An 8,751-nucleotide genomic window follows, 5' to 3' on the forward strand; every position below is an offset into this window, starting at 1 on the left:
CCCGCCCGACGGCTCAGTGGGCTGCGCAGCTCACGGACGTCGCCTGCGGCGAGCCCGTGCCCTGGAACCCGATCTCGACGCTGCCCCCGGCGGCGAGCCGCGAGTTCCACGCCGCGGGGCCGAGCGTGAGCGGCGCGGTGCCCAGCACCTCGCTGCTCCAGTGGTGCACGGCCGCGCCCGACGGCAGGTCGATCGAGACGGTCCAGCCGTCGACCGCCTGCGACCCGGCGGTCACGCGGACCGTCGCGACGAACCCGCCCGGCCAGGTGCTGGTCACCGTGTAGGCCGCGGTGCAGGAGCGGCCCGCGGGCGGCGTCGTCGGGGTGGGTGTGGGGGTCGGCGTCCGCGTCGCGGTCGGCGTGGGAGTGGGCGTCGGCGTCACCGTCGGCGTGGGGGTCACGGTCGGCTTGGGCGTCGGCGTCGGCGTGACGGTCGGCGTCGGCGTCGGCGTCACGGTGGGCGTCGGGGTCGGCGTGGTCGTCCCCGTGATCGCCAGCTCCGCGCTGGTGAAGCGCCCGTGCGCGCGGTTCACGTCGGTCTCGCCGGCGCCGCCGTCGCACCGCCGGTCCGGGTTGAACATGAGGTACGCGCCGGACGTGCAGGTCCCGGACGGCTCGGCGTCCCCGCCGACGACGGCCGTGCCGCCGATCGAGACCCCGCCCTGGATGAGCGCGGAGTCGCGCACGACGGCCGACCCGCTGACGGTCCCGCCGTCGTTGACCCAGGCCAGGCCCTCGATGCGGGCGGTGCCGCTGACGGTCGAGCGCCCGTACACGGCGGCGTTCGGCCCGACGTACGCGGTGGACGCGACGGTCGCGCGCGAGTCGACCCAGCCGCCGCCGTTGCTGTGCCAGCGGCCGCCGCCGGGCGCGGTGCCGCGCGTGAAGCCGGGCTCGTGGCCGGACGGGAGGGCGCCGTCGATGCGGAACTCGAAGGGGTAGCGGTAGTTCTTCGGGTAGCCGTCGAGGAAGCCGTGCTTCGGGACGGCGGTCGGGGTGCCGGAGACGACGAGGTAGACCTGCTCGCCGGCCCGGGTCTGGAACGACGCCTCGGTGTCGGTGCCCTGCGTGACAGGGCTGTACCGGGCGACGCCGTTGGTGACGCCGACGAACCCGTAGGACCAGCCGGAGCCGGCGTTCGGGTCGACGTGGCCCTTGAGGTGGATCCGCACGAGCGCGCCGGACGACGACGGGACGAGCTTGATCTTGGTGTACCCGTACGCGCCGGGGGCGATGCCGTCGGGGACGGCGAAGTGCTTCTGCGTGGCGTCGACGGCGTCGACCTGCACGAACGACTGCGGGACGACGAACGGGTAGAGCCGGTCGATGTAGGGCTTGACCTGGGCGGCGTTCGAGTAGTCCCAGGTGACGTTGCGCATCGCGTACCGGGCGATCTCGGCGCCGAGCTGGTCCTGCGTGAGGCCGGCGATCCGCTTGTACGTCTCCAGCGGGTGCTCGGTGCTGCGGGCCTCGTTCCAGATGCGGTTGAAGAACGCGAGGCCGCGCTGGTCGACGATCGCCTGCGGGAGCATCCACGCGCCGTAGTGGTGGCGGCTGGACGAGTAGGGCAGGTTCTCGGTGCGGATGAACCGGGTGAGGTCGCCGGCGCCCTGGCCGGGGAGGGCCTGCATGGCCATGAACTCGGCGCTGCTCTCCCAGAACGTCCCGGCGGACGCGTGCGTGAAGCCGACGCCGGACCGGCCGAGGAAGGTGTAGTTCTGCAGGACGTGCGCGAGCTCGTGGACGAGCCCCCACGACCCGGGCTGGGCGGCGCCGGGGGCGAGGTTGATGACGCCGACGCGTCCGTCGGTGGACCCGCCGGTGGCCCAGGCGTTGAGGTTCGGGTTGCTCGACCACGTGTTCGTGATGATGACGATGATCTTGTGCTGCGCGAGCAGCCCGGTCTCGGGCGTGAACTTCATGTCGTCGACGTAGAACGAGTACGCGCTCTCGAGCTCGCGCAGGACGTTCGCCGGGTCGAACCGGTAGGCGGTCGGGGCGGTCGTGGGGGAGGTCCCGGACAGCTCGCCCCACAGGACGACGAAGTTCTCCGACTCGGCCTTGCGGTTGTCGGCCCACGCGACCTCGTTGGTCGTGCGCCAGCGCTCGGGGATCCAGACGGTCTTGTCGGCGGCCTGCGCCGGACCGGCGGGCAGGGTGACCGCGAACGGCACCACCAGGAGTGTGAGCGCTAACAGCAGGGCACGCAGGCGTGCGCGTCGGACGGGGCGGGCGTGCGGCATGTCGACTCCCTGGTCGGGTTCCCGGGCCCCGCGACCCTGACATAGCGGACAGTCGTCCACCAGGCTCTGAAGCGTTACAGAATCCTCATCCACGGCCGGGGTCGAGCACGTGACCTGCGCGGTGAGAACTGCTTCTGGTTGCGACCCCCCGGGGCCGGGCTTACCGTCGCGGCGTGACCTCGACGTCACGCCCGGTCGGTACCGGGGGCGCGGTGCAGCAGTCGCCACGGCCTCCCTGACCACCGCGGCCGCCTGGCGTCGACGGAGGGCAGGACCCCGATGACGCAGGTCGTGCAGCCGGCCGCCCCCCGGACCGCGAGACCCCCGCAGGTGCTCCGCAAGGTCCGGTACAACCGACGCGAGGCGCTCGCCGGCTACCTCTTCATCTCGCCGTGGATCGTCGGCTTCCTCGTGTTCACGGCGGGCGCGATGATCACGAGCCTCGTCATCTCGTTCAGCCACTACAACCTCGCGGCGAACACCATCCGACCCGCGGGGCTCGACAACTTCACGGGCCTCGTCGAGGACCCGCGGGTCATGACCGCGCTCGGCAACACGCTCTTCTACGCGCTGCTCGCCGTCCCGCTGGAGATCGTCTTCGCCCTGTTCCTCGCGACGCTCCTCGCGAACGTCGGACGGGGAGCCGGCCTGTTCCGCACGCTGTTCTACCTGCCGCGGATGACGCCCGTCGTCGCGACCGCCGCCATCTTCTTCCTGCTGCTCAACGGCAACACCGGCGCCGTGAACGACTTCCTCGGCACGTTCGGCATCCAGGGTCCCCAGTGGCTCGTCGACCCCGGGTGGATCAAGCCGTCCATCGTGCTCATGCAGCTGTGGGCCGTGAGCGGCACCATGGTGATCTTCCTGGCGGCCCTCAAGAACGTCCCGCGCGAGCTCTACGAGGTGGCGTCGCTCGACGGCGCCGGCCGCGTCAGGCAGTTCTTCTCGATCACGCTGCCGATGATCTCCGGCGCGATGTTCTTCAACGTCATCGTCCTGACGATCGCCGCGTTCCAGGTGTTCGACTCCGCGTACCTGCTGTTCTGGCGGGACCAGACGAACGCGTCGCCCGAGGCGTCGCTGTTCTACGCGGTCTACCTCTTCCAGAAGGCGTTCCGGCAGTTCGACCTCGGGTTCGCCGCCGCGATGGCCTGGCTGCTGTTCGTCATCATCCTGGCCGTCACGGCGATCCAGATGCGGTTCGGCAACCGGTTCGTCTACTACGAGGCGGACCGCTGATGACCGCCATCGGGACCCCCCGCCCGCAAGCCGCACCACCCGGCGTCGTCGGCGCCCCCGTCGGAGCGCCCCCGCCGCCTGCCCGGCCCGGCCGCCCCCGCCCGCCCGCCGTCCGCGTGCTGCTCTGGGTGCTGCTCGTCGGGCTCGCCGTGATGTTCCTCTACCCGTTCGTCTGGCTGCTGTCGGCGTCGCTCAAGGGCCGCGGCCAGGTGTTCGACAACGCGCTCTGGCCGCAGACGGTCCACTGGGACAACTACGTCCGCGTGTGGGACGAGCTGCCGCTCGTGCACTGGATGGTCAACAGCGTGACGATCGCGCTGCTCGCGGCCGTGCTCGTCGCCGTGTCGTCGTCGCTCGTCGCGTTCGGGTTCGCGTACTTCCGGTTCCCGCTGCGCGGCCTGCTGTTCGGCCTCGTGCTCGCCACGATGATGCTGCCCGGCGCGGTCACGATGATCCCCGTCTACCTCATCTGGAAGGAGCTCGGGGCGCTCGGGACGTGGATCCCGCTGTTCGGCGCGAACCTCTTCGGCTCCGCGTTCTACATCTTTCTGCAGCGGCAGTTCTTCCTCGGCCTGCCGCGCGAGCTGTTCGAGGCCGCGCGGATCGACGGTGCGTCGTACTGGTCGATGTTCTGGCGCATCGCGATGCCGCTGTCCGTGCCGTCGTTCGTCATCGTGCTGCTGTTCGAGTTCCAGGCGTCGTGGAACAACCTGCAGGCCGCGCTCATCTACCTCAACGCCGGGTCTGTCGAGGGCTTCACCGCGCCCCTCGGCATCGCGTACGCGATGACCCGCTACAGCCCGACCGCCGGCGGGCAGGGCGACTACCAGTACGTCATGGTCGCGTCCCTGCTGGTCACGCTGCCGATGCTCGCGCTCTTCGCGTTCGGCCAGCGCTACTTCATCGAGGGCGTCGCGACGACGGGACGCAAGGGCTGAGGCCGGTGGCCGGCGACCCCGGCCCCCGGCACCGACGGAAGGGACCATCATGACCACCCGCAACCGCGCGCTCCTCGCACTGCTGCCCGCGACAGCCCTGGCCCTCGCCGCGTGCGGGGGCGGCGGAGAGGAGGGCGGCGCGGCCGCGGACGTCGACTTCACGGCCACCCCCTCCGGCACGATGACCGGCTGGGCGTTCGACAACGCCGACGACGTCGGCACCGCCCGCATGGACCACGCCGCCGCGCAGCTCCCCGACGTGACGGTCGAGCTCGACCAGACCGCGTTCGACGCCCAGAAGCTCACGACGCGCGTCGCGGCCGGCGACGTCCCCGACGTCGTGCAGATGGACCGGCGGTTCGTCACGACCTACGCCGCGCAGGGTCTCGTCGTGCCGCTCGACGAGTGCTTCGCCGCGCACGACGTCGACCCCGACGAGCGGTGGTACCCGTTCGTCGTCGACGACGTCACCTACGACGACCAGGTCTGGGCGGTGCCGCAGTTCTACCAGCCGCCCGCGATCCTCCTGAACACCCGTGTCATGGACGCGGCGGGGGTGACCGGCGACCAGCTCGACACGTCGAAGCCCGACGTGCTCCTCGGGGCCGTCGAGGCGATGTACGCCGAGTCCGGTGGCGTCCCCACCACCTTGGGCCTCGACCCCGTCGCCACCGGGCAGGCCGGGCTGTGGGTCTTGTCGCAGGGCGGCACGCTCACCGACGAGGAGGGTCGGCCCACGCTCGACGACCCCGCGAACACGACCGCGCTCGACCTGCTGAAGCGGATCACCGACGCGCAGGGCGGCTTCGCGGAGGTGAAGAGCTTCACCGACGCCTTCGACACGTTCGGCGACAGCAACCAGTTCGTCACCGACCAGGTCGGTGCCCAGGTCATGGCGCAGTGGTACCCCAACGTGCTCTCGCCCTACGTCGGTCAGGTGCAGCTCCAGGCCGTGCCGTTCCGGGACGCCGAGGGGCAGCCTTTCTCCGTGGCGTCCGGCACCGCGTTCGTCGTCCCGGCGGGTGCGAAGAACCCCGCGGCCGCGTGCGCGTGGATGCTCGAGCTCACCACGATGGACGCCTGGCAGGCGGCGGGCGAGGCGCGCGCCGCGACCCGCGCCGAGGACGGCGGCATCAACACCGGGCTGTTCACCGGGTCGCCCGAGGCCGACCAGAGCCTGCGCGAGCAGTACGTCGTGCCGTCCGGCGACGCCGGGTTCGACCAGGTCATCGCGACCTACTACGAGGTGCTCGACTACGGCCGCACGTTCGGGTCGTCGCCCGTCGGGCAGGACATCGAGGCGGAGCTCAACAACGCCGTGACCGCGACGCTGCTGGGCGACAAGACCGCGACCGAGGCGCTCGCCGACGCGCAGGCGGCAGCGGAGCGGGCGTACGACACGGTGACCGGCGGCTGACGGCGCGCCCCGGGGGTCAGCCGCAGACAGCCGTCGTGTCGGCCACCGAGAACGGCTCCCGGCCGGCCTTCCTCGTCGCCGAGGGCGTGGGGGCCGGCGGGGCCGCGGGGGTGGCCGACGTCGTCGGGGTCGGAGCGTCGCCGGTGGTCGTCGGCGGAACGGTCCCGCCCGCGCCCGCGGCGACGTCGTCGCCCGCGGGGGAGTCGCCCGCGGGGGAGTCGCCCGCCGGGACGTCCGGCACCGCAGGCCCGCCGAGCGCGGGCCGGTCCGCGACGACGTTCGCCCACAGGTCGTCCGCGGCGGACGTCCACTCGACCTTGTCCTCGTCGCTCGCGGCCGGCGCCCACGGCACGGTCATGAACGTGATGCCGTCGCCGCGCAGCGACCGCAGGTGGTAGGCGAGCCCGAGCATCCCGGTGCGGAACTCCGGGTCGACCGTGAGCGAGCTCGTCGCCGCGCCGAAGAACCCCAGCAGCTCCGGCACGTCGGTCAGCAGGTTCTTCGTCAGGACCTCGTCGGCCATCGCCGCGACGAGGCGCTGCTGGTTGCCGATCCGGTTGATGTCGGAGTTGTCGCCGAGCCCGACGCCCTTGCGCGCCCGGGCGAACGCGAGGGCCGTCGGGCCGTCGAGCCGCTGCTCACCGGGCTGGACGTCGAGGTCCGCGTCCGTCGCCTTCATGCGCCACGGGATGCAGATCGGCACCCCGCCGACCGCGTCGACCATGTCCTGGAACCCGCTGAAGTCCACGACCACGTGGTGGTCGACCAGCAGCCCGGTGTTGGCGTGGATCGTGCGGATCGTGCACGCGACCGCGTGCTCCAGCCCCTCGTCGCCGACCCACGGCCGCGCGAACGCCTCGTTGAACATCGTGAGCGACGAGCCGCGCCGCGTGCTGCCGTCGGCACGCTCGCAGTCGGGGATCTCGACGAGCGAGTCGCGGGGGATCGACACCACCTCGACGCGCTGCCGGTCCGCCGAGACGTGCACGACGAGCGTCGTGTCCGACCGCCTGCCGTCGACGACCCCGCCGATGGTGCCGTTCTCCCCGTCGCGCTGGTCCGAGCCGAGCACCAGGATGTTGACGGGCTGCCCGGCGTGCGGGTCGTCGGGGTCGACGGGGCCCGTCGGCGTCGGCTTCGGGATGTCGACCAGCCCGGTGACGTCGGCCGTCCGCATGTTGCCGAACATCCGGTGCACGACGGCACCCGCCGCGGTCACGCCGAACACGAGCACCCCGAGGGTCACGACGGCGACCGTGCGCGCGACCCGTCGTCGCCGCCCGAGCCGCTGGTGCCGGGGCGTGCGCTCGCGGTGGACGGCGGTGTGGCGGCTGGTCGGCACCCGTCGAGCGTAGGAAGACGCCCGAGCGGCGGGGCCGACTTCGCGCGCAGGACCGGTGGAGGGGATGTGCAGGCCAGCGACGTGATGTGCACGCCGCGGCGGCAGCAGCGCTCCGGGCGGCGCCCGGGCCGTCAGGCGTGGCCCGCGTGCTCGTGGTCGCGGTGCGACGCCGTCTCGACCTGGAACGTGGAGTGCTCGACGGACAGGTCGAAGTGGCGGGCCACGCACTCCTGCAGCTCGTCGAGGATGCGGCCCGCGTGCCCGTCGGTGAAGCAGCCGTCGTCGACGACCACGTGCGCGCTGATGACGGGCAGACCCGTCGCGATGAGCGACGCGTGCAGGTCGTGCACCTCCCGCACGTGCTCGACGCGCAGCAGGTGGTCGCGGACCTCGTCGAGGTCGAGGCCCGGCGGGGTCGACTCGAGCAGCACGGCCGTCGCGTCGCGCAGCAGCCGCACGGCGCGCGGCAGGATCAGCGCGCCGATGAACAGGGCCGCGACGGCGTCGGCGCGCAGCCACCCGAGGGTCGCGATGAGGACCGCCGCGACGACGACTGCTGCCGAGCCGAGCGCGTCGTTCGCGACCTCCAGGAACGCGGCGCGCAGGTTGAGGTTCGCGTCCCGGTGCCCGGACAGGACGAGCAGCGCCGCGAGGTTGCCGACGAGCCCGACGACGCCGAACACGATCATCGTGGTCGACGGGATCTCCGGCGGGTCGACGAGCCGCTGCACGGCCTCGACCAGCACGTACACCCCGACGACGAGCAGCACCGCCGCCTGCGCGAGCGCCGCGAGCACCTCGGCGCGCCGGTACCCCCACGTGCGCCGGGCGGACGGCGGCCGCAGCGACAGGTGCGCCGCGACGAGCGCGAGCAGCAGCCCGCCCGTGTCGGTCAGCAGGTGCGCGGTGTCGACGAGCAGAGCGAGCGAGCCCGTGACGGCCGCGCCGACGCCCTGCGCGACGAGGATCGTCGCGGAGATGCCGAACGCGACGGCGAGCCGTGCGCGGTGGTCCGCGACGCCGTGCGCGTGGTGGTGGTCGTGTCCCATGGCCGTCCTCGTCGGGGATGTGCGTCGAGCCTTCCCTGTGTGGGTGGCCCCCGCAAGGATCGCTCGTGGGCGGCCGCGCGACGACCGGGCCGTGACCAGCACCGACGCACCCGGACCGAACAGGAGCACCGATGTCCTTCCAGGCCTACCTCGACGCGGTCGAGGACAAGACCGGGCTCACTCCCCGGCAGCTCGTCGACCTGGCCGCCGAGCGCGGCTACGGCCCGGGCACGAAAGCGGGCGAGATCCTCGCGTGGCTCGCGGACGACTACGGGCTGGGCCGCGGGCACGGGATGGCGGTCGTGCACGTCATCACCAAGGGCCCGACGATCGGGACGAAGCACGTCGGCACGGCGGGCACGCACCGCGACGAGTCCGACACGCTGTGGCTCGACGGGAAGGCCACCAAGCCGTCCTGAGGGCACCGGCCGACCGGCCGCGTCGAGCGCGGTCCCCGGGCGCGGTCCCCGGGCGTGGGTCCCCGGGCGCGGCGGACGGCGGGACCCTTCCCAGCGGTCCCGCCG

At 72.6% G+C, this 8,751-nt stretch carries 7 protein-coding genes; 4 read left to right on the forward strand and 3 right to left on the reverse strand.

The genetic code is table 11. The annotated features are described in order from the left end of the window. Nucleotides 1-13: 13 nt before the first annotated feature. Nucleotides 14-2,173 carry a DUF6055 domain-containing protein gene (locus tag CBZ_RS21785; protein ID WP_246013282.1) on the reverse strand — a complete coding sequence of 720 codons (2,160 nt, stop codon included), beginning with the start codon at nt 2,171-2,173 and terminating at the stop codon, nt 14-16. Nucleotides 2,174-2,521: 348 nt separating this feature from the next. On the opposite strand from CBZ_RS21785, the gene CBZ_RS10995 reads away from it, so the two are divergent. From CBZ_RS10995 to CBZ_RS11005, 3 genes are read left to right on the forward strand one after another with little or no spacing between them, the layout of a single operon-like run. Next, a complete protein-coding gene (locus tag CBZ_RS10995; RefSeq protein WP_130781589.1) occupies nt 2,522-3,481 on the forward strand; it encodes a carbohydrate ABC transporter permease in 960 nt (319 codons plus the stop codon). Next, nucleotides 3,481-4,419 carry a carbohydrate ABC transporter permease gene (locus CBZ_RS11000; protein ID WP_130781590.1) on the forward strand — a complete coding sequence of 313 codons (939 nt, stop codon included), beginning with the start codon at nt 3,481-3,483 and terminating at the stop codon, nt 4,417-4,419. The genes CBZ_RS10995 and CBZ_RS11000 overlap by 1 nt, the downstream gene beginning before the upstream one ends. A gap of 49 nt (nt 4,420-4,468) precedes the next feature. Continuing rightward, complete coding sequence (locus tag CBZ_RS11005) at nt 4,469-5,836, forward strand: ABC transporter substrate-binding protein (RefSeq protein WP_130781591.1); 1,368 nt, start codon at nt 4,469-4,471, stop codon at nt 5,834-5,836. A gap of 16 nt (nt 5,837-5,852) precedes the next feature. Here CBZ_RS11005 and CBZ_RS11010 read toward each other — a convergent pair whose 3' ends face one another. Both CBZ_RS11010 and CBZ_RS11015 read right to left on the reverse strand, forming a co-directional pair. After that, complete coding sequence (locus tag CBZ_RS11010) at nt 5,853-7,178, reverse strand: LCP family glycopolymer transferase (RefSeq protein WP_246013284.1); 1,326 nt, start codon at nt 7,176-7,178, stop codon at nt 5,853-5,855. A 131-nt stretch (nt 7,179-7,309) separates the two neighbouring features. Further along, nucleotides 7,310-8,227: a cation diffusion facilitator family transporter gene (locus CBZ_RS11015; protein ID WP_130781592.1), complete on the reverse strand. Its 918-nt coding sequence runs from the start codon at nt 8,225-8,227 to the stop codon at nt 7,310-7,312. A 131-nt stretch (nt 8,228-8,358) separates the two neighbouring features. On the opposite strand from CBZ_RS11015, the gene CBZ_RS11020 reads away from it, so the two are divergent. After that, nucleotides 8,359-8,646, forward strand: coding sequence for a DUF4287 domain-containing protein (locus CBZ_RS11020; RefSeq protein ID WP_130781593.1), 288 nt, complete (start codon nt 8,359-8,361; stop codon nt 8,644-8,646). Nucleotides 8,647-8,751: the final 105 nt, after the last annotated feature.

Source organism: Cellulomonas biazotea (assembly GCF_004306155.1).
Taxonomy (GTDB): Bacteria; Actinomycetota; Actinomycetes; order Actinomycetales; family Cellulomonadaceae; genus Cellulomonas; species Cellulomonas biazotea.